Source organism: Micromonospora palythoicola (genome assembly GCF_036689795.1).
Taxonomy (GTDB): Bacteria; Actinomycetota; Actinomycetes; order Mycobacteriales; family Micromonosporaceae; genus Micromonospora; species Micromonospora palythoicola.
On record NZ_JBAGKI010000002.1, the window covers coordinates 68613 to 91224 of the forward strand.

24 protein-coding genes are annotated in these 22612 nt (G+C 70.3%); 12 read left to right on the top strand and 12 right to left on the bottom strand.

Annotated features, from left to right (window positions below):
* Positions 1-73: 73 nt before the first annotated feature.
* The gene (locus V5O40_RS01415; protein ID WP_332903712.1) at positions 74-679 is read right to left on the bottom strand and encodes a YdeI/OmpD-associated family protein; all 606 of its coding nucleotides are present in this window, start codon (positions 677-679) and stop codon (positions 74-76) included.
* Between the two features lie 117 nt (positions 680-796).
* Between V5O40_RS01415 and V5O40_RS01420 the strand changes: the two genes are divergently transcribed.
* Both V5O40_RS01420 and V5O40_RS01425 read left to right on the top strand, forming a co-directional pair.
* Positions 797-1414, top strand: coding sequence for a helix-turn-helix transcriptional regulator (locus V5O40_RS01420; protein WP_332903713.1), 618 nt, complete (start codon positions 797-799; stop codon positions 1412-1414).
* A gap of 22 nt (positions 1415-1436) precedes the next feature.
* Positions 1437-1892 carry a DUF3291 domain-containing protein gene (locus V5O40_RS01425; protein WP_332903714.1) on the top strand — a complete coding sequence of 152 codons (456 nt, stop codon included), beginning with the start codon at positions 1437-1439 and terminating at the stop codon, positions 1890-1892.
* A gap of 83 nt (positions 1893-1975) precedes the next feature.
* Here V5O40_RS01425 and V5O40_RS01430 read toward each other — a convergent pair whose 3' ends face one another.
* The 4 genes from V5O40_RS01430 to V5O40_RS01445 all read right to left on the bottom strand — a co-directional run bounded on the left by V5O40_RS01430 (position 1976) and on the right by V5O40_RS01445 (position 6206).
* A complete protein-coding gene (locus tag V5O40_RS01430; RefSeq protein WP_332903715.1) occupies positions 1976-3364 on the bottom strand; it encodes a rhodanese-like domain-containing protein in 1389 nt (462 codons plus the stop codon).
* Positions 3365-3436: 72 nt separating this feature from the next.
* A complete protein-coding gene (locus V5O40_RS01435; protein ID WP_332903716.1) occupies positions 3437-3853 on the bottom strand; it encodes a carbonic anhydrase in 417 nt (138 codons plus the stop codon).
* Positions 3854-3855: 2 nt separating this feature from the next.
* The gene (locus tag V5O40_RS01440) at positions 3856-5619 is read right to left on the bottom strand and encodes a SulP family inorganic anion transporter (RefSeq protein WP_332903717.1); all 1764 of its coding nucleotides are present in this window, start codon (positions 5617-5619) and stop codon (positions 3856-3858) included.
* Positions 5616-6206, bottom strand: coding sequence for a rhodanese-like domain-containing protein (locus V5O40_RS01445; RefSeq protein ID WP_332903718.1), 591 nt, complete (start codon positions 6204-6206; stop codon positions 5616-5618). Before V5O40_RS01445 ends, V5O40_RS01440 begins: the two co-directional genes overlap by 4 nt.
* 151 nt (positions 6207-6357) lie before the next feature.
* Here V5O40_RS01445 and V5O40_RS01450 point away from each other — a divergent pair, with 151 nt between their 5' ends.
* Positions 6358-6624, top strand: coding sequence for a metal-sensitive transcriptional regulator (locus V5O40_RS01450; RefSeq protein ID WP_099846331.1), 267 nt, complete (start codon positions 6358-6360; stop codon positions 6622-6624).
* A gap of 18 nt (positions 6625-6642) precedes the next feature.
* Here the strand turns inward: V5O40_RS01450 and V5O40_RS01455 are convergent, their stop codons facing one another.
* The gene (locus V5O40_RS01455; RefSeq protein WP_332903719.1) at positions 6643-7266 is read right to left on the bottom strand and encodes a DUF6518 family protein; all 624 of its coding nucleotides are present in this window, start codon (positions 7264-7266) and stop codon (positions 6643-6645) included.
* 178 nt (positions 7267-7444) lie between these two features.
* On the opposite strand from V5O40_RS01455, the gene V5O40_RS01460 reads away from it, so the two are divergent.
* Positions 7445-8098: a hypothetical protein gene (locus V5O40_RS01460; protein WP_332903720.1), complete on the top strand. Its 654-nt coding sequence runs from the start codon at positions 7445-7447 to the stop codon at positions 8096-8098.
* Between the two features lie 116 nt (positions 8099-8214).
* Here V5O40_RS01460 and V5O40_RS01465 read toward each other — a convergent pair whose 3' ends face one another.
* A complete protein-coding gene (locus V5O40_RS01465) occupies positions 8215-8589 on the bottom strand; it encodes an ArsR/SmtB family transcription factor (protein WP_332903721.1) in 375 nt (124 codons plus the stop codon).
* A 16-nt stretch (positions 8590-8605) separates the two neighbouring features.
* On the opposite strand from V5O40_RS01465, the gene V5O40_RS01470 reads away from it, so the two are divergent.
* Positions 8606-9112: an SRPBCC family protein gene (locus V5O40_RS01470; protein WP_332903722.1), complete on the top strand. Its 507-nt coding sequence runs from the start codon at positions 8606-8608 to the stop codon at positions 9110-9112.
* A gap of 63 nt (positions 9113-9175) precedes the next feature.
* Here V5O40_RS01470 and V5O40_RS01475 read toward each other — a convergent pair whose 3' ends face one another.
* On the bottom strand, positions 9176-9598 hold the full coding sequence (locus tag V5O40_RS01475) for a winged helix-turn-helix transcriptional regulator (RefSeq protein WP_408631815.1): 423 nt from the start codon (positions 9596-9598) through the stop codon (positions 9176-9178).
* Between the two features lie 87 nt (positions 9599-9685).
* Between V5O40_RS01475 and V5O40_RS01480 the strand changes: the two genes are divergently transcribed.
* Positions 9686-10492, top strand: coding sequence for an NAD(P)H-binding protein (locus V5O40_RS01480; protein WP_332903723.1), 807 nt, complete (start codon positions 9686-9688; stop codon positions 10490-10492).
* Here the strand turns inward: V5O40_RS01480 and V5O40_RS01485 are convergent.
* Positions 10489-11721 (bottom strand): MalY/PatB family protein, encoded by a 1233-nt coding sequence (locus V5O40_RS01485; protein ID WP_332903724.1) that lies wholly within the window; start codon positions 11719-11721, stop codon positions 10489-10491. The two genes, V5O40_RS01480 and V5O40_RS01485, sit on opposite strands and share 4 nt — an antisense overlap.
* Positions 11722-11827: 106 nt before the next feature.
* Between V5O40_RS01485 and V5O40_RS01490 the strand changes: the two genes are divergently transcribed.
* Entirely contained in the window at positions 11828-12376 is a 549-nt protein-coding gene (locus V5O40_RS01490; RefSeq protein ID WP_332903725.1) for a hypothetical protein, read from the top strand.
* A 272-nt stretch (positions 12377-12648) separates the two neighbouring features.
* On the opposite strand, the gene V5O40_RS01495 is transcribed toward V5O40_RS01490, so the two are convergent.
* Positions 12649-13455, bottom strand: a complete 807-nt coding sequence (locus V5O40_RS01495; RefSeq protein ID WP_332903726.1) for a phosphohydrolase — start codon at positions 13453-13455, stop codon at positions 12649-12651.
* 82 nt (positions 13456-13537) lie between these two features.
* Between V5O40_RS01495 and pglW the strand changes: the two genes are divergently transcribed.
* Positions 13538-17962 (top strand): BREX system serine/threonine kinase PglW, encoded by a 4425-nt coding sequence (gene pglW / locus V5O40_RS01500; RefSeq protein WP_332903727.1) that lies wholly within the window; start codon positions 13538-13540, stop codon positions 17960-17962.
* Here pglW and V5O40_RS01505 read toward each other — a convergent pair.
* Positions 17928-18641 (bottom strand): glycosyltransferase family 2 protein, encoded by a 714-nt coding sequence (locus tag V5O40_RS01505; protein WP_332903728.1) that lies wholly within the window; start codon positions 18639-18641, stop codon positions 17928-17930. The two genes, pglW and V5O40_RS01505, sit on opposite strands and share 35 nt — an antisense overlap.
* Positions 18642-18729: 88 nt before the next feature.
* Here V5O40_RS01505 and V5O40_RS01510 point away from each other — a divergent pair, with 88 nt between their 5' ends.
* The 3 genes from V5O40_RS01510 (at position 18730) to V5O40_RS01520 (ending at position 21483) form a co-directional block, all read left to right on the top strand.
* Positions 18730-19611 (top strand): hypothetical protein, encoded by an 882-nt coding sequence (locus tag V5O40_RS01510; RefSeq protein WP_332903729.1) that lies wholly within the window; start codon positions 18730-18732, stop codon positions 19609-19611.
* A gap of 332 nt (positions 19612-19943) precedes the next feature.
* Complete coding sequence (locus tag V5O40_RS01515) at positions 19944-20615, top strand: hypothetical protein (protein ID WP_332903730.1); 672 nt, start codon at positions 19944-19946, stop codon at positions 20613-20615.
* 475 nt (positions 20616-21090) lie between these two features.
* On the top strand, positions 21091-21483 hold the full coding sequence (locus tag V5O40_RS01520; RefSeq protein WP_332903731.1) for a hypothetical protein: 393 nt from the start codon (positions 21091-21093) through the stop codon (positions 21481-21483).
* Positions 21484-21723: 240 nt separating this feature from the next.
* Here the strand turns inward: V5O40_RS01520 and V5O40_RS01525 are convergent, their stop codons facing one another.
* Positions 21724-22002 (bottom strand): DivIVA domain-containing protein, encoded by a 279-nt coding sequence (locus tag V5O40_RS01525; protein ID WP_332903732.1) that lies wholly within the window; start codon positions 22000-22002, stop codon positions 21724-21726.
* A 323-nt stretch (positions 22003-22325) separates the two neighbouring features.
* Between V5O40_RS01525 and V5O40_RS01530 the strand changes: the two genes are divergently transcribed.
* Positions 22326-22565, top strand: coding sequence for a winged helix-turn-helix domain-containing protein (locus V5O40_RS01530; RefSeq protein WP_332903817.1), 240 nt, complete (start codon positions 22326-22328; stop codon positions 22563-22565).
* Positions 22566-22612: the final 47 nt, after the last annotated feature.

The window sequence follows — 22612 nt, forward strand, 5'->3', positions numbered from 1 at the left end:
GCCGGGCTCTCACCACAGCTACGAAGAGGACCAGCCCCGATCGACAGGTACGCCAAGATTTTTTCGAGGATGTTCAGTCCGCCGGTGCGGGCCGGGCCTTCTGCGGATGGAACGTCTCGTGGCGGGCCAGCATGGCGACGAACTCGCCGATCTTCCGTTCGCGGGTCTGGGCACGCTTGACGGCGTTCAGGCGATGGATGAGGGCGAACCGGTTGGTCTTGGTGAGGACGTCGAACATGGCCTGCGCGGCGGGTTCCGCCGCGATGGCGGCGAGCAGGTCGGCCGGCACCTCGGCCTCCGACGGCGGGGCGTACGCGGCCGCCCACCTGCCGTCCGCCTTCGCGGCCTCGACGACGGCGCGACCCGGTGGCAGCATCCGCCCCTGCGCCTCCAGTCGGGCGACGTGCGCCACGTTGCGCTGTGACCAGGAACTGCGCGACCGGCGCGGGGTGAACCGGATCCAGGAGGTCTCGTGATCCCCCTTCCGGGCCTGCCCGTCGATCCAGCCGAAACACAGGGCCTCGTCGACCGCCTGTTGCCAGGTGAGGGTGGTGACCGAGCCGCCCTTCTTCGTGAGGGCCAGCCAGACGCCGGGTGAGGTGGCGTGGTTGGCCGACAACCAGGCACGCAGCGCCTCGGCGTCCGCGACGATCAACTCATCCAGTTCAGCGCTCGCCATGACGGCAGACTAGTGCGGTACCCGGACATGTCGGCGGTGTCGCCGCCCGGACGGCGACCCTGGTCGGACGCCGCCGCCTCGGCAGGTGACCGTGCTCGGGCGGGTAGCGTCGGCAGCATGTCGTTGGAGGCCGTCGGGGCGCTGCGGGAGCCGGTGCGCCGGGCAGTCTATGAGTACGTGGTCGCGCGGGCGGAGCCGGTGAGCCGCAACGAGGTGGCCGAGGCGACGGCCATCGGCCGTACCCTGGCCGCCTTTCACCTGGAGAAGCTGGCCGAGGCGGGGCTGCTGGAGACGGCCTACGCGCCACGCAGCGGTGGGCCGGGTGCGGGCCGGCCGGCCAAGCTGTACCGCCGGTCGGCCACCGAACACGCGGTGACGCTGCCGCCGCGCGACTACCGGTTGTTGGCCGATGTGCTGGCGAGCGCGGTCGAGCGGTCCGGTGTGGAACCGGCGGTCCACGCGGCAGCGCGCGAGCTGGGTGCGAAGCTCGCCGGAGGCGAGGTGTTCGCGCGGCTGGAGACACTCGGTTACGAGCCGTTGGCGGACGCCGACCAGACGATCCGACTGCGCAACTGTCCCTTCCACGCGCTGGCCGAGGCGTATCCCGCGCTGGTCTGCGGCTTGAACCTGGCGCTGCTCGACGGTCTGGTGGGCGACCGTGGCCGGGACGTCCGGCTCGACCCCGGCCCGACCGGGTGCTGCGTCGTGATCCGCTCTAAAAACAATCAGGATTGACATAGAATCTAGGCTTGGTCGCATGGCCGACCATCATCTGGCGCAACTGAACATCGCCCGACTGCGCGCCCCCATCGACAGCCCCGAACTCGCCGATTTCGTCGCCCGACTTCCGGAGATCAACGAACTGGCCGAGCGGTCGCCCGGCTACGTCTGGCGACTGCAGGACGAGTCCGGCGACGCCACCGCGCTGCGGCCCTTCGGGGCGGACATCATCGTGAACCTGACCGTCTGGCGGTCGGTCGAGTCGCTGCGCGGTTTCGTGTACCGGACCGCGCACCTGGAGCCGATGCGCCGGCGGCGGGAGTGGTTCGTCCCGCTCGACCGCCCCCACCTCGTGCTGTGGTGGATTCCCGCCGGCGTCCTGCCGACCGTCACCGAGGCCGCCGAACGGCTGGAACTGCTGACCGCCGGCCCGTCGCCGGAGGCGTTCACCCTTCGTGAGCCGTACCCCTCGCCCGGCGCGCGAGCCGCGTGACCATTTGAGAGGCGGCACGACGCGGTACGACCGGGTGCGGGCGTGGCCGCGACGGCGGCGGCCCCGCCCGCACCCGGTCGGGCTCAGGCCACGGTGGGCTGTCGCAGCGCCTGCCAGGCGCCGTAGCCACCGAGCAGATCGGAGACGTCGGTACGGCCGGCCGCCCGCAGCAGGCTGGCCGCGACGGAGGAGCGGTAGCCACCGGCGCAGTGCACGACGACGGGCCGGTCGTCGGGCACCTCGGCGAGTCGCCCGGGCAGTTCGGCCAGCGGGATGTGCAGCGACCCGTCGACGGCGCCCTGCTCGCGCTCGCCGGCGTTGCGCACGTCGAGTACGCGTGGCGGCTCGGCCCGGTCCAGGGCGTCGCGAAGTTCGGTGGCGGTGACCCGGCTGGCCGGGGTCAGCTCGGCGACCATCTCGCGGAAGGCGTTCTCGGGGTCGCGCAGGTAACCGGCGACATGGTCGAAGCCGATCCGGGCGAGGCGGGTCACGATCTCCTCCTCGCGGTCCTGGTGGGCGACGACGAGGATGGTGCGATCCGGGGTGACGACGCTGCCGGCGGTCTCGGCGAAGCGGCCGTCGGCGGGGATGTTGAGCGCGCCACGTACGTGTCCGGCGGCGTACTCGTGTGGGTCGCGGGTGTCGACGACGACGGCGCCGTCGGCCCGGGCGGCGAGGAACTCGGCGGTGGTGAGCGGCCGGGCGGGGCGGCGGGCGTGGTCGAACAGCTCGCGGGCCTTGCGGTTGAGCACCGCGTCGAACGCGAAGTACCCCGGTGCCGCCGGCTGGCCGCCGGTGACCAGCGCGACGAACCGCTCCTCGCTCATCGGCGCGCAGGCGTAGTTGGTGCGGCGCTGTTCACCGATCGTGGATTGCCGCTCGGTCGACAGGTTCTTGCCGCAGGCCGAGCCCGCGCCGTGAGCCGGGAAGACCCGCACCTGGTCGGGCAGGGTCATGAGCCTGTGGTGCACGCTGTGGTAGAGCATGCTGCCCAGCTCGTCGGCGGTGACGCCGAGCGAGGCGAGCAGGTCGGGTCGACCCACGTCGCCGATGAACAACGCGTCGCCGGTCAGCACCCCGTACGGGACCGGGTCGTCGGCGTGCTCGTACACCAGCACGCTCACCGACTCCGGGGTGTGGCCGGGCGTCTCCATGATCTGCAGGGTCACCTCGCCGAGGCTGATCCGGTCGCCGTCGGCCAGCTTGCGGATCGGGTACTCGGTCTCGGCGCGCCGGCCGTACCCGATCCAGGCGCCGGTCGCCGCGGCAACCTCCAGGTGGCCGGCGAGGAAGTCGGCGTGGAAGTGGGTGTTGATGACGCCCTCGATGCTCAGCCCGCGGGCCTGGGCGTCGGCGAGGTACTCCTCGACGTCGCGGCGCGGGTCGACCAGGATCGCCCGGCCGGTGGTGTCGTCGGCGATCAGGTACGACGCCTGGGACAGGCAGTCCAGGTAGTACTGGGTGAACAGCATGGTCAGCTCCTTAACGGACGGTACGGCTGATGGGTTCATGTATACCCCCGGGGGTATGCGATGGGCAAAGAGTTACGGGCCGCTCTCCGGCGGCGTCACCTCCGCGACGAGTTCGGGTGCCCAGCACCGGTGGCCGCACCGGCCCGCGTGCACGGCCAGTAGGCGGGTGCCCGGCAGCCGTCCGGCCAGCCGGGACAGGCCGGCACGCAGCTGGCGATGATGCTCGGCCAGGCTCACCGGGTTCCCCGCGCAGTCGGAGTGCGCGGCGACGACCAGGGTCGCGCTGCCGTGCGCCCGCTGCGAGACCCGCACCTTGGCCAGGAGCGCGTCCAGCCGGGCCTCACCCGTCGTGGCCAGCACCGCCTCCGGCCCGGGCTCGGTGATGGTGTCGAGGTACTCGACGTCGAGATGCCGGCGCACCCACTCGTCGAGGGGGCGCTGGATGCGGCCGTCGATGCAACTGAGCAGGGTGGCGAACCGCTCGGACACGGCTACAACACCTCCTGGGGTGACGGCGGCCGTGCGGCTGCGTCGACCAACGGCTCCACGGCCCGGCCGTCGACGGCGACCAGCGCGGCGGTCAGGTCGGCGTGCACCCGACCGGCGCCGTGCACCGTCTGCCACACGCCCGCGCGGGCGAGCAGGTCGCGTACCGGCCCACGAACCGTTGCCAGGTGCAGCGCCACACCCCGGGTCGCGAGACGTTCGTGCAGCTCGGCGACGGCATGGGCGCCGTCGACATCGGCGTCGCCGATCGCGCTGGCGTCGAGCACCAGCGCCGTCAGCTCCGGCCGGCCCTCGGCCAGGCCGAGCAGGCGGTCGGCCAGGAACTGGGCGTTGGCGAAATACAGCGGCCCGTCCACCCGGACGATCGCCACCCGAGGGTCGGTGACCAGCCCGGTGTAGCGGGCCACGTTGCGGTACGTCCGGGTGCCCGGCACCCGGCCGAGTTCGGCCAGGTGCGGCCGGGCCGAACGCCACAGGAAGACCGCCAGCGCGAAGCTGACGCCGGCGGCGAGACCAGGTTCGACCCCGAACAGCAGGGTGACCACGAAGGTGAGGACCAGGGTCAGGCCGTCCGAGCGGCGGGTCCGCCACGCGGTCACCGCGGCCCGGCGGTCGACCAGCCCGAGCACCGCCACCACCACGATCGCGGCGAGCACCGCCTTGGGCAGGTGATGGAAGGCCGGCGTCAGGAACACCGCGGTCAGCGCCACCACCAGGGCGGTGACCACGCTGGCCAGCGGTGTCCGGGCCCCGGCGGAGAAGTTCACCGCGCTGCGGGAGAAACCGCCGGCCACCGGGAACGCCTGGAACAGACCGGCGGCGACGTTCGCCGAGCCGACCGCCGCGAGTTCCTGGTTGGGACTGACCTGCTGGCGGGCCCGCGCGGCGAGGGCCTTCGCCACGGCGATGCCCTCCAGGTAGGCGACAAGTGCGATCGCCACCGCGGACGGCAGCAGCGCCGTCACGTCCGAGCCGTTCAGCGCGGGGACGGCCGGGGCGGGAAGCCCGCCGGGAACCTCGGTGAGGATCCGTACGCCGTGGGTGCCGAGGGAGAACGCCGCGCTGGCCACGGTGACGCCGGCCACCACGAGCAGCGCTCCGGGCAGCTTCGGCAGGTATCGGCGCGCCAGCAGCAGACCGGCCACGCTGGCCAGCGAGACGAGGACCGTCAACGGGTGGACGGTCGTGGCCGACCGCCAGAGCGACGCGACGATCTCCGGAAAGCTCTCCGCCCGTCCGGCGTCCAGCCCGAGCAGATCCTTCACCTGACTGGCCGCGATCACGATCGCCGCGGCGGAGGTGAACCCGGACAACACCGAGTGGGACATGAAGTTGACCAGGGCACCGAGCCGCAGCACCCCCATCAGCACCTGGATCGCGCCGACCAGCAGGGCGAGCAGGCCGGCGAGAGCCGCGTACCGGGCCGGGTCGCCGTCGGCGAGGGGAGCCAGCGCGGTGCCGGTCATCAACGCGGTGATGGCCACCGGCCCGACGGCTAGTGATCCGGAACTGCCCAGCAGCGCGTAGACCAGCAGCGGCACGACCGAGGCGTAGAGCCCGGCGACGGGCGGCATGCCGGCCAGGGCGGCGTAGGCCATGCTCTGCGGGACCAGCATGACCGCCACGGTCAGCCCGGCGATCAGGTCGTGGCGCAGGGTGCGGCGGTCGTAGTGGCGCAGCCATCCGAGCAGGGGCACCACCCGGGCCGGGCCGCTGCGGTCCGGTCGGACGTACTGCGTACCGTTCATGCCTGGTGCCGCTCGGTGCGCAGCCGGGCCAGGGACCGGTCGACGTCGCAGCCGGCGCCCCGGTTGTAGGGCAGCCGGGCCAGCATCGCCCCCATCGCGCAGGTGTCGGTCAGGGCGGCGACGGTCAGGCCGGCGCCGACAAGACCGGCCACGTACCGGGCGGCGGGCACCCAGACGCTGGCGACGACGGCGAGCAGCACGACCCCGCCGGCGACGAGGCGGACCTGGCGTTCCAGGCTCCACCGCTGCCGGCCGCGCGCCACCGGGCCACCGGCGGCCACCCAGGCGTTGATGCCGCCGGTGATGACGGTGGCGTCGGTCAGTCCGGCGTCGGCCAGCCGGGCGCAGGCCGCCGTGGCCCGATTGCCGGACCGACACATCAGCAGGATCCGGCCGCCCGCGTCGTTGACGATCCGACCCAGGTGCGCGTCGACCTGGTCGAGCGGCAGGTTGATCGAGTCCGGCACGTGCGCGGTCTCGAACTCGCCCGGGGTGCGCACGTCGACGATCAACACGTCGGGGTTGTCGGCGATCAGGGCTCGTGCGGTGGGCACGTCGATGGTCGGGGAACTGCTCCTGGCGGTCACGGACACTCCATCCTCAGGTTCGACGATATACCCCCAGGGGTATCTGATCCGAGTATTGACCACGAATCCGCGAACCGCAAACGGCTCGCGGTCGGGTGTCGGGAAATACCCCCGGGTGTACTGTTGTCCGACGAGCCGGAAGGGGTGGGAGATGCAGGTCGACGAGGACGCGGTCGGTGACGTGGTCAAGCGACTGCGCCGTGCCGAGGGTCAGATCCGTGGTGTCATCGGCATGCTCGAGGACGGGCGTGACTGCGCCGAGGTGGTGACCCAGTTGGCGGCGGTCTCCCGCGCCCTGGACCGGGCCGGATTCAAGATCATTGCGAGCGGCCTGGAGCAGTGTGTCAGCGGTTCCGCCGGGGAGGACCGCAAGGCCAACCTCGAACAGATGGAGAAGCTGTTCCTGTCGCTGGCCTGAGGCCCGCGGTCGGGCGGGTCAGCGGAACCCGGCCAGCAGGAACGCCCCCAGGCCCGCCAGCGCCAGCGGCACCGCCGCGGCGAGGGCCAGCACCCGCTGCCGGTTCGTCCGCGCGGCCAGGGCGAGGACCAGCAGGCCGAGCGCGATCCTGATCAGCGCGTCCCAGATCGGGTCGTCGCCGTAGTTGGGGTCGCCGATCCGGCGGATCTCCAGCCCCGCCTCGGCGAACAGCACCGCGGCCGGCAACGCCGGCCCGACCACCTGTCGCCAGCCTGCCCCGCGTGCCCACACCCCGGCAATGCCGAAGAGCACTCCGGCGAGGACGCCGAAACACATCCAGAGCAGGGATGTCGGTGCCCACAGCACGGCCCAGTCGTCGCCCTGCACGAGCGCCGCCGTGACGTAGTAGGCAGGCACCGCGACCACGAGCGTGACAGCGGCGCCCGCCGCCGCGCGCAGCCGGCCCGACCGCACCCAGCAGCCGAAGAGGAAGGCGGCGACCGCCCACACGGCACTGGAGTTGCCGAGGTCGCCGGCCGGATACGGCACGTACTTGATCCAGATGAAGTCGACGGCGCCGAGCAGCATCCCGCCCAGCACCGCCGCGAGCGCCACGTGTCGGTTGTCGGGTCCAGACCGCATGGCACGCGAGAATACCGGGTATGCACCGACATCGCGCGTCGGGGTCAGCGCGATGCGACGGGACCGACCTGAGTCTTTCGCATACCCGTGCGGCCTGCCGGGTACGTCGATCAACGAGGACGGCCTGGGGTGGTTCGTGGACCGGAGATGCCCGCACGGCCGGGATGGGGAGCGAGGAATGTCGAAGCGAAGCCGGTTCGCCGCAGCGGGGGTGATGGCGCTGTCCGTGGGCGTCGCGGGGTGCGGTGACCCGGGCGCCACCGACGACGTCTCCGCCCCGCCGACGGGTTCACCGATCGCCGAGGCCACCACCACGACGGTGCCCATGCCCACGCCGTCCGGGTCGGCCGGCCCGGAGCCGACCGCCACCCCGGCGGTGCTGTCCGGCACCCGCCAGATCACCATCACCCGGGTGGACGGCTTCGAGTCCGGACTGTCGTTGACCGACGACGGCCGTCTGGCCGAGGTGGACGACGACAGCGGGCGGCAGTTGTTCGTGCCGACCCCACTGAGCGGGCGGAGTTTCCTGATCCGGTCGTACCGTGGGGCCGGCGGTGGCCCCGGCTCCGGCGACCCGGTCTGCTGGCAGGTCCGCAACCCCGGCGGCGGCCGGCCGCTGCTGGTGCAGGGCGCCGCCTGCCGGAAGGACGAACCACGACAGCAGTTCACCATCACCGCCGCCGACGCGGACGAGGGGTTCCTGATCAGCAACAACTCCGCGTACCTGCGGACGTCACGGGACTCCGGGCTGATCCTGGAGGAGTTGGGCGACGGGCCGCCGACGAGCAGCTTCCGGTTCAACGACAACGGGCCGGCACCCGGCCGGGACTGACCGAGCCGCGTTTCTTACCTACGTCGGAGGTGACCCGGGATGGTCGAGCGGGAGAACACCGGGGCACCCGTTCTGTGTCTTCGTCACGGCCACGGGCTGACGGTGTCGGTAGGCGGTCATCCTGGCCCGTGGTCGGGCGCGCGTCCTTCGAGGTCACTTCTGAGGGTGGCCAGCATTCCCACCGCGGCGCTGGCGTAGTCACCGATCCACCGGTCGTGGATGTGCTTGATCGGTAGCGGGTCGAGGTGGTTCCACCGCTCGCGGCCCTTGCGCTGGGCGATGACCAGTCCGGCCGCCTCCAGCACCCGCAGGTGCTGCATCACCGTGCAGCGGTCCAGCCGGGGAAACCGCTCGCAGAGAGCGCCGGTGGTCCGCGGCTCGTTCTTCAACGCGTCGAGGATCTGTCGGCGGGTCGACGACGCCAGCGCCTTGAAGACGCGATCCTCGTCGACCGGTTCCGGGCCGGAACGCTCTCCCTGACGACTCGACATGTTATAAAGCTATAACATGTCGACGACGCGAGAGGGGATCGCCGTGGACCTGCGATTCAAGATCGCCGGACGGATCAGCCGGCCGGTGCACGAGGTGTTCGAAGCGGTGGTCGATCCCGACCAGCTCTCCCGGTACTTCACCACCGGCGGCGCGAAGGGCCGACTGGTCACCGGCGCCACGGTCACCTGGGATTTCGCCGACTTCCCCGGTGCCTTCCCGGTCGAGGTGGTCGAGGTGGAGCAGGACCGGCGGATCGTGCTGCGCTGGGAGGCGGCCGACGGCGCCCAGTCCACCAGCGACGCCCCGGTCACCGGAGCGTCCTACTTCACCACCGTCACCATGGAGTTCGAGTCACTCGGCGACGACCGGACCCTGGTCACCATCGCCGAGCAGGGGTGGCGGCCCACCCCGGAGGGTCAGGAGGCCTCGTACGGCAACTGCCAGGGCTGGACCCAGATGCTCTGCTGCCTCAAGGCATGGCTGGAACACGGCGTCAACCTGCGCGAGGGGTTCTTCGCCTGACCGCGCCGCGCCGGTCGGCCACACCGACACGGGCCGGGCCGGCGCGACCACCACGCCGCGAGGTCATCGGATCTCGTGGTCGGGATGCTCGCTGTCGTAGTCCTGTCGGGCCTGGGCGATGATGGTGCGGTGCTGGAGTGACCAGTCGGTGAGTGCCCTGACGAGGTGGGTGAGGCTCGCGCCGGTCTCGGTGAGACGGTAGTCGACCCGGGCGGGAACGGTGGGATAGACGGTACGACGCACGAGGCCGTCCCGCTCCAACCGGCGCACCGTGAGGGTCAGCATCCGTTGGGAGATCCCGTCGATGGCGCGCTGGAGTTGCCGGAAACGCCGCGGCCCGCTGGCGAGTTCGACGATCACGAGAACGGACCACTTGTCCCCGATCCGGTCGAGGACGTCGCGGATCCCGCAGTCGGGATGATCCGCCTGCCCGCAGGGTTCGAGTTCGGCGGCGCCGTGGGTTACCTCCGTGTGCGTCGGTGACACGAAACTGCCTCCTTGTGGGCCGACCGGAGTCGATCGAGGATTCCACTGTAGTTACTGAAAAGAACCACGGTGGGAGGCTGAACCGCGATGATCATGGTGACGGGCGCGAACGGACAACTGGCCTCGCTCACCCTGCGGGAACTTGCCGGACGAGATGTGCCCGCCCTGGGTGCCAGCCGCACCCCCTCGGGCGAACAACGTCACCTCGACTTCGACGAACCCGCGAGCCTCGACCTCACCGGGGTCTCGACGCTGCTCCTCGTCCCGGCCGGGTACGCCGAGGACGACCGGGTCATCGTCCGTCACCGGGCCGTTCTCGACGCCGCCGTCCGCGACGGCGTGAGCCACGTCGTCTACACCAGCCTGACCGGTGCCGGGGACCACCTCGGCTTCGCGCTCGCCCACCGCGCCACCGAGCGAATGATCAGAACCAGCGGGCTCGGCTGGACCATCCTGCGCAACGGGCTCTACGCCGAACTCTTCGGTGCGCTGCTGAGCTGGGTGCCCGACGGTCTGGAGTCGGCATTCGGCGACGGCGCGCTCGCCGCGGTGGCGCGGGCGGACCTGGCCGCGGCTGCGGCGATCGTCGCGAGCGATCCGACCGCGCACGCCGGCAGGAGCTACGACCTGGTCGGCGCCCCGATCACCGCCGCCGAGATCGCTGGGCAGCTCGGCGTCGCGCACCGCACCATCGGGCTGGACGAGTACCGCGCACGGCTACTCGCCGACGACACCCTCCTGCCGTTCCAGCCGCCGATGCTCGCCTCGATCGCCACCAGCGTGCGGCACGGCTTCCTCGACAACACCAGCCCCGACCTCGGTCAGCTACTCGACCGACCGCCCATCGCACCGCTCGCCGTCGCCGCGAAGGCCGCCGCCGCGAGGCAGCCCTAACCAGCCGTCGCGTGGTGCTCGGCGACGGCGCGGCCCATCCGGGTCACCGCCTCGGTCAGGATCTCCGGCGCGGTGGCGAAGTTGAGCCGTACGAAGCCGGCGCCGCCGGTGCCGAAGACATGCCCGGAACTGAGAGCGACCCGCCCACGGTCGAGGAACAGCTTCGCCGGCCCGGCGACGTCGGTCACCACCCCCGGCTCGTCGCCGACCGGACCGCTGTCGATGCCGAGTGCGGTGCAGTCCAGCCAGGCGAGGTAGGTGCCCTCGGGACGGTGGTACCGGATGGCCGGGGCGTGCCGCGTCAGCAACACCCCCAGCAACTCGCGGTTGTGGTCGAGTCCGGCCAGCAGACGGTCGAGCCACTCACCGCCGTCGCGGAACGCGGCGGTGTGCGCGATGACGCCCAGATGACTCGGCCCGTGGCTGACCTCCTCCGGGATCCGCCGCAGGTCGGCGACCGCCTGCGGGCCCGCCACCACGAGCGCCGACTTCAACCCGGCCAGGTTCCACGCCTTGGAGGCGGACAGCACGGCCAGGGCGTCCCCGGCACCGGGCACCGTCAGGTACGGAACGAACCGTGCCCCGGGCAGCACCAGCGGGGCGTGGATCTCGTCGGAGACCACCCGCACCCCGTACCGGCCGGCGAGGTCGGCGACCGCCTCGAGTTCGTCGCGGCGGTGCACGACACCCGTCGGGTTGTGCGGGTTGCACAGCAGGAACACCGCCCGGCGGCCGCCCGCGCGGGCCCGGCGGAACGCCTCCTCCAGCGTCGAGGTGTCCATCCGCTGGTCCGCGCCGAGCGGTGCCTCGATCACCCGCCGGTCCGCGTGGCTGACGAAGGCGTAGAACGGCGGGTAGACCGGCGCGCAGACCACGACCGCGTCGCCGGGACCGGTGAGCAGCCGGAGCACCTCGACGATGCCGAGCATCACGTCCGGGACCAGGGTCGTGCGGTCGACCGGCAGGTCGGGCCACCCCCACCGGCGGGCCGCGAAGTCGCCGAGCGCCTCGGCGTAGTGCGTCCCGCAGGCGTACCCGGTGTCACCGCGCCCGACCGCGTCGTGCAGTGCCTCGGCGACCGGCGCGGCCAGTGGGACGTCCATCTCGGCCACCCACAGCGGCAGCACGTCGTCGGCGTACTGGCGCCACTTGACGCTGGTGCGTCGCCGTAGCTCGGCCAGGGACAACTGGGTCAGCGGATTCACGTGCACGGCCGACGGGCTGGGCATGCCGAGTTCCTATCCGAGGGTCGTCCAGATCATCGCATCGTACCCAGTGCGGATCCGCTCGCGACGTGTGGACGCTCCGCGCCCGCTGCTGTCAGGCTGTCCGGCGATGGACGGAATCGCTGCGCAGCTACCCGCGTTACTCGGCGTGCTGGTCGGCACGATCGGCACGATCGTGGCCACGTCGCTGGCCGACCGGTCACGCTGGCGACGCTCCCAGACGGTGCGCTGGGACGAGCGCCGGCTCGACGCGTACGTCGAGTTCGCCCGTGCGTTGAAGGAGACACACACCATCGCCAGCCGGCTGACCGGCGGCTACGTCGACCGGGACGTGGCGCTCGCCGAGCTGGCGGAGGCCGACTTCCGGCACACGCTGGCCTGGGAAAACGTACTGCTGCTCGGTGACGCGCCGACGGTCGCGGCGGCCCGGGCCTGGCGGGACACCGTCTGGGAGGTCGAGCGGCTGGCCCGGGACGGGCAGGCCGATGCCGACCGGCCCACGTTGCTGCACCGGGCCAACGAGGCACGGGACGGCTTCTACCGTGCCGCCCGTGGCGGGCTCGGGGTCGGCGGCGGGTCGGTGGCCCAGGCCGAACTGCTGGTCAGCAGGCTCAACCTGCCGGCTGCCCCACCCACCGGAACCCCGGCCGAACGGTGACAGCCAGCCGTGGCCGGCAGGTCCGGACGCTGCCACTCAGGCGGGGTCGGCGGCGTCCACGCCGTGTGTGCCGCGCGCTGTCGAGCTGATGGCGCGGACGGATCAGCGGCGCGGCCAGAGGATCGCAAGCCTCACCGGTGTGGCGGAGGCGTCACCGGTGCGGCGTGCGGAGGCGTCGTCGACCGGCGTGCGGAGGCGTCACCGACGCGGCGTGCGGAGGCGTCATCATGTGGCGTGCGGCGGCGTCGCCGGTGTGGCGTGCGCAGCGTCGCTCAGGCGGGGTGGGCGGGCTGGTCGAGGATGGCGCTGAACCGCTGCTCGGCCAGGTCGAGCTGGTCCAGGATGTGTCGCTTGACCGGCTCCGGTAGGGGAGTGTCGGCACGGGTGACGAGGTCGCGGTACACCGGCACCAACGGCCGGTACTTGCGGGCCGACGACTCCACCTTCGGGCCGACCGAATGGATCACCCCGACGCCGTTGTCGGTGAAGTCGGAGACCTTGATGACCCGCGCCCACGGTTCCCGTTCGAGACTGGCGGCGACATGCTCCCGGTACTGCTCGTACCGGTCGCGTCCGGGTTCCCACGGCGGGTTGGTCACCGCCGCGACCAGCCGCGCCACCCGCGAGCCGAACCGCTCGGCCAGCGCCCCCAGGGCCGCCGACCTGACGTCGGCGCTCAGAACCTCCTCAACGCCGTCCGCACCGCCACCCAGGTCCGCACCACCGCCCGCCTCTCCGCCCGGCTCTCCGCTCGGCTCTTCACCGCCGGCCAGCTCGGCGGGATGGTCCTCGACCGTGTCGTGCAGCAGTCCGGCGACGATCACGTCGACGTCGCGTACCTGGTAGTGGTGCAGCATCCGGATCGCCACCCGGAGCAGATGGTTGACGTACGGCTCCCGGGACCGCCGATCATGGCGGTGCAGCCGCGAGGCCAGCTCAAGCGCCTCCTCGAGCCGGCCACGCTCCGCGGCCCCGAACCCCTCGATCTCCAGCCGGAACCGCTCCCGCAGCCCGGCCTCGCCGTGCATCTCGGTGATCGCGTGCATCGGCATCGTGGCCAGATACGGCGGCAAGTCCATCCGTCCCTTATATCGGATCACCCCCACCATTCGGTGGACCGGCGACCCCGCCGCAGTCGGCCGCTGAGCATAGGATCTGCCCATGCAGGAGGGCCGGTGGACGACGATCACGCCGTCGCAGTTCGCACACGAGCGGGAGGCGCTGGCCCACGTCCAGACGCTGCTTCCCGACACCGAGCCCTACCGCGCCTGGTCGAACTTCACCTTCACCGCACAGACCGGGCATCCGTACGAAGTCGATCTGCTCGTCGCCGCCCCAGGCGGCCTCTATCTCGTCGAGATCAAGAGCTGGTCCGGGCGGCTCACCTCCAGCGGTTCGAACTGGCTGCTGCACAGCCCTAACGGCACCCGCACCTTCGACAACCCGTTGCATCTGGCCGACGCGAAGGCCAAGAAGCTCAAGTCCCTGCTCCAGGTCGCCGCGAGCCGCCGACGAGGCCAGGCGGTGCGGATCCCGTTCATCCAGGCGGCGGTCTTCCTGTCCAAGCCGGGGCTGACGATCGAGCTGTCGGAGCATCACCTGCACGGCGTCTACGGTCCCGAGCCCATCGAGGGCCGCGAAGGCAAGCTGGATCCGATCACGTCGCTGCTGCTGCGGCAGCCGGACGACGAGCGGCGAAGGGTCACCCGGGAGGTGGCGGCGGCCCTGCCGGATCTGCTCGCGGATGTCGGCATCGCGCGTAGCCGGAGGCACTACCAGGTCGGCGCGTGGGAGCTGGAGACTCGGCCCTTCGACGTCGGGCCGACCTGGCAGGACCACCGGGCCCGGCACCGCGACCTGGAGCGGGAGCACCGCCGGGTACGGATCTACCTCGTCGAGCGCAACGCCGCCCAGGCCGCGCGGGCCAGCATCGAACGGGCCGCCCGGCGCGAGATGTCGGTGCTGCACGGCATCAGCCATCCCGGCATCGTCCAGGTCGACTCGATGGAGCAGCACGAGGCCGGGCCGGCGCTGATCTTCCGACACGATCCACGGACGATCCGTCTCGACCACTACATGTCGCAGTACGGCGAGCGCCTCGACGTGCTCACCCGACTTGCCATGATCCGTCAGCTCGCCGAGACGGTGGCGTACGCGCACCGTCGCAAGCTGCACCATCGCGCCCTGTCCGCGCGCAGCGTGCTGGTCGCTCCCGGGCCACGGCGGCGCGGCGGCAGCGAGGACGAGGCGTGGCTGACGCCCCGACTGCTGGTCAGCGACTGGCAGGCGGCCACCCGCGGCACCGACAGCAGCGGCAGCGGCGACCCGATCACCCCCTCCTCACACGCCGCGGACCACATCGAGCGTTCGGCGGAGGCGTATCTCGCGCCGGAGCTGAGCGCGCCGAATCCGGACGCGGTCGCGATGGACGTCTTCGGCCTCGGCGCGTTGGCGTACCTGATCCTGACCGGGCAGCCCCCGGCGGCGAAGCGCCCCGAACTGCTCACCCGGCTCGCCCGGGACAACGGGCTGCGTGCGGCATCGATCGCCGACGCGGTCAGCACCTTCGCCGACGAGATGATCCAGGCGGCAACGGCCCCGGTGCCTGTCCAGCGCCTCACCACGGTCGCCGAGTTCGTCGAGATGCTCCAGGAGGTGGAGGACGAACTGACCGCCCCGCCACCCACCTCCACGCACCCGGCGGAACCGACACCGGAGCAGGTGGATCCACTGGAGGCGCGCGGCGGCGACCGGGTCGGCGAGTGGAAGGTCGTCCGCAGCCTCGGCACCGGCTCGACCTGCCGGGCCTTCCTCGCCTTCAACGAGCGCACCCGTCGTAACGAGGTGCTCAAGGTAGCCCTCTCCGACGAGAAGGCCGCCCGTCTGGCCCACGAGGCCCGGGTGCTCGGCCCGCTCACCGACTCCCGGGTGATCCGCCTGGCCCGACCGGAGCCACTGCAACTTGGCACCCGCACCGTCGTGGTGCTGGAGCACGCCGGCGACCACACCCTCGCCCGCAAGCTGCGGGACGACGGCCGACTCACCATCGACGAGCTGGAGACCTACAGCGACTACCTGTTCGGCGCCCTGGACTACCTGGAGGGCGAGGGCGTCTACCACCGCGACATCAAGCCGGACAACATCGCCATCCGCATCCGCCCCAACCGCACCCGCCAACTGGTGCTCTTCGACTTCTCCCTGGCCGGCGTGTCGGTCAAGGAACTCAGCGCCGGCACCCCGCGCTACCTCGACCCGTTTCTCGGCACCGCCGCCCGCCAGGTCTACGACAAGCACGCCGAGTGGTACGCCCTGGGTGTCACGCTCCACGAGATGGCCTCCGGCGAGCTGCCGCTGTGGGGGGACGGCGGCACCGAGCCGCAGCTCACCGAGGGCCCGCCGGTGCTGGCCGCGGAGGCGTTCGACGCGGCGATCCGCGACGGCCTGGTGGAGTTCTTCCAGCGGGCCCTGCACCGCGACCATCGTCGTCGGTTCGCCTCACTGAAGGAGATGCGCGACGCCTGGCAGCAGGTGTTCCGCCGCTCCGACGCGAGTGCTCCGGTCGGTAGTGAGCATCCGGAGATCGAGGCCGAGGAGCCCGACGAGCAGGCCGCCGAGAAGGCCCGTGAGGAGGCCGCCGCCAAGGCCACCCGCGTCACCTCGCTTGAGGCCGCCGGGCTCACCCCACGGGCGGTGTCCGCCGCACACCGGGTGGAGGCCACCACCGTCGGCGAACTACTCGCCGTCGGTAACAACACCTTCGCCACGCTGCCCGGCCTCGGTGCCCGGACGCGTAGGGAGTTGCAGCGCCGGGTCAAGCAGTGGCGCACCCGGCTGGGGGAGCGGGAAACAATCCCCACCTCCGCCGCCGCCCGTAAGGCAGCCACCGCCGAGGTCGCCACCGAGACGACAAATGCCGGCGACACCGATCTGGTACGCGTCGGACTCGACGCCATCGCCGCACTGCTCGTGCCGGCCAAGAACGGCCGTAACGTCGCCGAGGTGGAAGCCACCCGGCTGCTGTTGAACCTGCCCGACGCCACCGGCACGCTGCCCGCACTGCAGCTGTGGCCGCAGCAGCCACAGGTCGCCGCCGCTGTCGGCGTCACGTCCGGCCGGATCGCCCAGATCCTCGGCAAGCAGCGCAAGCGCTGGCAGGGCATGCCGGTGGTGGGCAGCGTGCGTACCCAGATCATCGAGCTGTTGCGCGACGGTGGGCGGGTGATGGGGGTCGCCGAGCTGGCCGAGGCGCTGCTGGTCAGTCGCGGCTCGGTGCGTACCGGAGACGACCTGCGGCTCGCCGTGGCGGTCGCCGCGGTGCGGGCGGCCGTCGAGGTCGACGCCATCGAGGAGGAGCCGCGCCTGCTGCTGCGGCGGCATGCGCGCGGCGACGTCGACGGCAAGCCGAACCCGCGTGGCGACCGGCTGCTCGTCGCCCTCGAAGCGGGCGAGGACGACGGTCCGGACACCCCGGCCGCGCCGGCGCTGCTCGACTACGCCAACGCGCTCGGCGAGGCCGCCGACAAACTCGCGGCCAGCGAGGTGCTGCCCAGCGCGGCGACCGTGCTGCGTACCCTCGCGGCCGTGACCCCGCCCGGCGGCGTGGCCGACGCCGTCGACGACCGGCGGCGCGTGGTGCTCGCCGCCGTAGCCTCGGACCAAGCAGCCGCGACCGCCCGGTTGGAGCTGTACCCGCGCAACCTAGACCCGGTCCGCGCGCTGCGGCTCGCCCAGGCCGGCGTGGTGCCTCCGGTGACCACGCCCGAGGGCCGGCGGGGCCTCACCCCGGAGCACGTCATCCAGCGGGTGGCCGCCCGTTTCCCCGAGCTGACGGCACCGCTGCCGTCACATCCGAAACTCGACAAGCTGCTCGCCGAGGCCGGTTTCGAACTGCGCTGGGATCGGGACCGGTACCTTCCACCCCCGCCGCGCGCCGGCTCGTCCTCGATGTCGTTCGTCCAACGTCGCCCGTCGGCCACGAACGCGCCGAGCCGGTGGGAGGCCGAGTCGCCGGAACTGGCGGCAGCGGTGCGGGCCGAGGAGCGGCTGACCGGTGCCAGGTCCGCCGGTGGGTTCCGCGCACTTACCGTACGCCTCAACCGCTACGCCCTGGCCCGCGAGGAGTTGACTCGACGCTTCGACGCCCGACCGGTCAACGTGGCGGCGGTGTTCCTGCGTGAGCTACGCGGCCTGGTCGACGCGCGTCCGAAGCCCACCTGGGAGACGGTGCTGGGCGCGGACATCGCCGAGCCGGGCTCCCGAGCGGCCATCAAGCTCGGCGAGTACGTCGAGCAGGCGTGGCAACTGGCTGCTCCTGAGCTGCGAGCAGCATTGTCGCCGAGCGCCGGACCGGTGCTGCTGCACGACGCGGCGGTGCTGGCGCGGTATCGGGCGATGGAGCGGCTCCACGAGCTGGCCGAGGCGGCTCGCGGCGGGGAGGGCGACGTCTGGTTGCTCTGCCCGATGGACGACCCCGGGGTGCTGCCCAAGCTGGACGGTGCCGTGGTGCGCGTCGGCGACAACGAGTGGATCGCCCTCCCCGACGCCTGGGCCGTCAACGCCCACCGCAGCGCGGTGACCGCGTCGTGACGCTGCTGATGTTTAGCAGATCCCTGATGACCCGGTAGCCATAGTTGGCAGGGGAGCGCACGAGGCGACTTGAACCGAAGCGGCGTGCATGGAATGAGATTGGCGCCTCTGTGATCCGGAATCCTAGCTTTGCTGCGCGAATAACTTGCTCCTGAGTATAGGTGAATTTGCTGGAGATGCGGACGGCGGTGGCAAGTTGCGCAGTGAACGCGCGGTAGCCGCTCTGGCTATCCGCTACTGCGACACGAGAAATCAGCGACACTGTCTTCGACAGTGCAAGATTCTGCAGGTACCGAGAATGTGTCATGTGTTGAGGGCGTCGCCAGAGTCGATTTCCGATGGCCAGGTCCACGCCCTTGCCGATTTCCCTCAGCAGGCAGTGGATGTCGGAGGGCGCGTACTGCCCATCTCCATCTGTATGTACGATAGTTGTGGCACCGATTTCCAGGGCGGCGTCGATGCCTAGCTGAAAGGACTGTGCCAGCCCGACACCTCCCGACGGAATTACGATTGAGGCGCCCGCTCGACGCGCGTATTCGGCAGTGCGGTCGCTTGAATCATCGTCTACAACAATCATCGTTGTTGGCTCTGAATAACCTTGAATCTGCTCGTGGAAGGTTGCGAGCACAGACGCGATCGTCTGCTCTTCATTCCTGGCGGTGACCAGCAAGGCCAACATGCTGCTCCAGTGTGTAGTCTGTCAGGACCCGCAGATTCTAGTAGGGCAGTGTCTTGCTCGGCCCTCGAGCTGCCTGGAGAATTGTCGGATGCTCGCAGTCGTTGCCGTGTGCGGCCTGATGTCGTTCGCCCTGCTCAAGTCGGTCGCCCTCGCGAACGCCGTCCGATGGGCGGCGCGGAAAGCCCGCAGCTACGAGCGCGCGTCGAGGCAGCGGCCACCGAGGGACGAGCTTGCGCTGGCCGACCTGTTCGAGAGACACGGCGGGAATTTCTTCCCTTTTGGCGCCAAGTGGTACAAGATTCGCCGCATCTATTCCCCTGATCCTCTGGATTCAAGGCTGACTAGGCTTAGGAAGGGCGTAATTAAGCTGGGTGCAAAGGTCTTCATCAGTGGCGCTGGATTTATTCTCGTTTCCTATGCGACGACTATCACGTTGAATGCTCTACTGCCGAATGCTGGAATTGCTGTTTCCATTCTCGCATCTGCATTGACATTATGGGTCGTCATGTACAGCATGGGATTATTGGCGGAAGCTGTGGCCTGGTATCTAGTGGTAGGTAGATATGCCCGATCATACTTCACGGCAGGGGTCACCGGGCGCCGGCCGGAGGACGGCACCGTCCTGGATGAACTGATCGTTTTTATTACGCTGGCAGTTTTTATGGTGCTCAGTCTGGCGGTATCGATATCCACCCTTCAGCTCAGATTTGGGGGGTTTACTGGGATGTCTCGTGATCACGGATTTCTGGCCGAGTTGCGCAGGCTTGCGGATTCTGTTTATTATGTCGTCGCGAATGTCACCACCGTCGGTGATTCATCGGTTGAGCTTTCGGCTGCGTCAGCGAAGATTGGCGCGACGACTGTACTGGTGGCCGGGTTGATGCTTCTTACGTTCACGCTCGCGCTGTTCTCGTCGGTGATCTTGGATAGGCAACTATCGGACGATCTGGGGCGCCATCCCAAGGTATAGCTGCAACCGGACTGGCTCGTTGTTCTGTCTTATGACTTCATCTGTCGCTGCGGCTACCGCGTCCAGGCATCCTTGCCGAGTAGATTAGGGAAGCAGCGCGCCTGTCGTCGCTGCCAACCGGCCAACGGCTCGTGATCGAGCGGCACGCCGGTACGACTGAGCCGCCGAGTGCGAGGGAGACCATCTTCCTCCGCGAGGCGCTGAGTTCGAGCTGACCGATGCGGTCGGCGGATTCCCCTGCCTGATCGGCTGTTCCTCACCGTGGCTCCGTTCGGTCACCATGTCCATCCGAATTGTTGTGGCCGGACGGGTGTGGCAGGGGAGGAGCGCGGGTGCGAATCGCGGGAACGGTGCCGTTGGACGCCGTGATGGACGAGTTGCGAGCCAGGCGGAGGGTGTTCCACTCGGAGGCTGACTTCCAGCACGCCTTCGCCTGGGCGGTCCACCGGCTCGACGCAGCCGTATCAGTCCGCTTGGAGGTGCGACAGGAGAAGGCCGAATACCTGGACCTCCTATGCTTTGGCACGAACGGACGTACCGCGATCGAGTTCAAGTACTTCACGGCCCGCTGGGTCGGCACCGACCCGGGCACGGACGAAGAGTTCCGTCTGCGTGGCCATGCCGCCACCGACCTGGCCCGGCGCAACTTCGTCTTCGACATCGCGAGGCTGGAGCGGTTCTGTCGCTCCGGCGACACGGCCACGAATGGCCTCGCGATCCTCCTGACCAACGACCACACCCTGTGGAACGCACCGCCGCCCACCCGGACCACCAGGGACCAGGAGTTCCGGGTCCACGACGGCAGGCGGCTCACCGGTACTCTCCGGTGGGGACACGACGGCAGCCACCATCTGCCTAACCAACGCGACCTGACCGGCGATTACGTCCTCAGGTGGCGGGACTACACCGATCTACCCGGCAGCAACGGCCGGTTCCGATGGCTGGGCGTACCCGTCAACGACCTCGACGCCCCAGCGGTGCTCGCACCGGACACCATGGTCTGAGTCCGATGTTCGCGGATAAGGCGTCGCGCCTCGCCAGTTACCCGGCTGTGACCGCTCGCCGGATCGAGGGTCTCCGTGGCTACCTGACAGCGAACGTTCTCGCCGAGTCGGGTGCCTGCGTGTGCCGGAATCTCGACCGGTGCCGGCGCAGTGCCCTTCGCGATCGGGCCGGTGCGGCACGGCCGAATGCGGCCTTCGCCGCCGGCCAGCTCTCCCACGTGGGCCGGCATTACGATCTGTGGCTCGGTGACCGTCCGCTGCGCATTCTGGTAATCGCCATGGATACCGGCCGAGCCCGCGAGGGCGTGAACTTGGACGAGCGGCACACCGAGGTGATGCCTCCGCCGCGACAGCCTTCCCCTCCCGGAACCCGCACATGAGGGGCGTCGCCAGCGCGCTGCGGCTCGCGGTAGGCCGAGATCCGGGACCGGACCGAAACGGGGAACTGCTTCGCCTTCCCGGCCGGCTCCGGTCCGTGCACCTGTTCGACGCCTACGCCATGGCGAACCTGCGCCTGTGCTCCGCCACGGTGGCCGGAAGCGCGAAGTCGTTGGGGAATCCGACCATGAGCCGCAACTGCCTGCCACACCTGTCAGCGACCGTACGGATTTTCGAACCGACGTTGTGCATCGTGCAGGGAGTCGAGGTCCACCGGCCCCTCACCTCGGTGATGAGTAACCGTCGTCGGCTCGGATCGCACCTCGAACGCGCACGAATCGCTGGAGTGGACACACTGGTCGCCGCCTTCACCCACCCGTCGGCGATGCGCCTCACCGACCACTGGGGGCGACTCACCTCGGCGCCGTACCTGCACGGGACGGTCGTGCCGACGCTCCGCGCGGCCCACCAGCTTCACCGCGCCGGCTGACCTGGCGCGCTGGAGCAGGTGCGGAGGCGGGGCGGAGGCCAGCGAGTTGGACGTATACCTCGCGTTTGGCGGTGGCGTTGCCGCGCCGGTCGATGACGTACCCGGTCAGCCAGATCCAGCCGTCGTACGCGTGACGGTCGCTTGTCGAGACGACCCGCAGGGTCAGCGCCCGGCCTCCGGCGAACTGCACCGAGGCGCGGCCGTCGATCCGGAGCAGGTCGCCGGGGGTCGGGCGGGTGGTCACCAGCGGCCCTGGTTCGGCGGTCGGCAGTGCCGGGCGTGCATCGACTGCCAGTCACGCAGGGCCCGCTTGAGCCGCTCGTTCTCCTGGGCGACCGTACGGAACTGCCGGTGCAGGTCGGCCAACTCGTCGGCGACCATGGCCTGGAACTCGCGTACCTGATCGGGGTCGACCCCACGGCGACGCCTGTCGAACGTGCGGGTGCGTACCTCGTGCGGGGTCAACCGGGCCGGGTGGCCGGTCCCGTAGGGCTGGCCACCTCGATACACCTGGGCCACGACGGTCCTTTCGGGGGCAGTCGGGAGCGCGGAGGGTCGGTGCGGTGGTGCGTGGAAGGGCGGGCCGTGCGTGGCCGGCGTCCGCACGGCCCGCCCGCTCGGCCGCCGCAGCCCAGTTCGGCGGTACGACGACAGAGCAGCTCACTGGGTCGGGACGGGCACGCGCACCCGCCCCGACCAGGGGGAACGCCTCTGCTCCTCGTTGCCACGCAAGGGGAAGAGGCGTGACTCAACTTAGCTGTCCCAGTCATCTGAGTCAAACGGTGAGTTGTTGTGGAGTGTCGTTGCGTGATCGAATTGGCGTGCCACGCAAGGGGAAGGTCATGCCGATCATCGCCGACTACATCCGCATCGCCGACGAGATCATCGCCGACATCAGAGCCAAGAAGCTCAAGCCGGGGGAGAAGCTGCCCTCGATTACGCAGCTCGCCGCGAAGTACAAGGTCAGTCCGTCGACGGTCAAGCAGGTCTATGTGCGGCTGGAAGCCCTTCGGGTGATCTGGCGGCACCAGGGCAAGGGTGTCTTCGTGAACGATCCAAAGCTCTGGATGCGGGAGCCGTAGGTAGCGGCTCGGCGACGGAAACGGGCCTTATGGGTGCTCCGTCCCGT

Coding starts and splice junctions, on each gene's coding strand:
- V5O40_RS01415 (WP_332903712.1), bottom strand. CDS start 679: ATGGCGAGCGCTGAACTGGATGAGTTGATCGTCGCGGACGCCGAGGCG.
- V5O40_RS01420 (WP_332903713.1), top strand. CDS start 797: ATGTCGTTGGAGGCCGTCGGGGCGCTGCGGGAGCCGGTGCGCCGGGCA.
- V5O40_RS01425 (WP_332903714.1), top strand. CDS start 1,437: ATGGCCGACCATCATCTGGCGCAACTGAACATCGCCCGACTGCGCGCC.
- V5O40_RS01430 (WP_332903715.1), bottom strand. CDS start 3,364: ATGCTGTTCACCCAGTACTACCTGGACTGCCTGTCCCAGGCGTCGTAC.
- V5O40_RS01440 (WP_332903717.1), bottom strand. CDS start 5,619: ATGAACGGTACGCAGTACGTCCGACCGGACCGCAGCGGCCCGGCCCGG.
- V5O40_RS01450 (WP_099846331.1), top strand. CDS start 6,358: ATGCAGGTCGACGAGGACGCGGTCGGTGACGTGGTCAAGCGACTGCGC.
- V5O40_RS01455 (WP_332903719.1), bottom strand. CDS start 7,266: ATGCGGTCTGGACCCGACAACCGACACGTGGCGCTCGCGGCGGTGCTG.
- V5O40_RS01460 (WP_332903720.1), top strand. CDS start 7,445: ATGTCGAAGCGAAGCCGGTTCGCCGCAGCGGGGGTGATGGCGCTGTCC.
- V5O40_RS01465 (WP_332903721.1), bottom strand. CDS start 8,589: ATGTCGAGTCGTCAGGGAGAGCGTTCCGGCCCGGAACCGGTCGACGAG.
- V5O40_RS01470 (WP_332903722.1), top strand. CDS start 8,606: ATGTCGACGACGCGAGAGGGGATCGCCGTGGACCTGCGATTCAAGATC.
- V5O40_RS01480 (WP_332903723.1), top strand. CDS start 9,686: ATGATCATGGTGACGGGCGCGAACGGACAACTGGCCTCGCTCACCCTG.
- V5O40_RS01485 (WP_332903724.1), bottom strand. CDS start 11,721: ATGCCCAGCCCGTCGGCCGTGCACGTGAATCCGCTGACCCAGTTGTCC.
- V5O40_RS01490 (WP_332903725.1), top strand. CDS start 11,828: ATGGACGGAATCGCTGCGCAGCTACCCGCGTTACTCGGCGTGCTGGTC.
- V5O40_RS01495 (WP_332903726.1), bottom strand. CDS start 13,455: ATGGACTTGCCGCCGTATCTGGCCACGATGCCGATGCACGCGATCACC.
- pglW (WP_332903727.1), top strand. CDS start 13,538: ATGCAGGAGGGCCGGTGGACGACGATCACGCCGTCGCAGTTCGCACAC.
- V5O40_RS01505 (WP_332903728.1), bottom strand. CDS start 18,641: ATGTTGGCCTTGCTGGTCACCGCCAGGAATGAAGAGCAGACGATCGCG.
- V5O40_RS01510 (WP_332903729.1), top strand. CDS start 18,730: ATGCTCGCAGTCGTTGCCGTGTGCGGCCTGATGTCGTTCGCCCTGCTC.
- V5O40_RS01530 (WP_332903817.1), top strand. CDS start 22,326: ATGCCGATCATCGCCGACTACATCCGCATCGCCGACGAGATCATCGCC.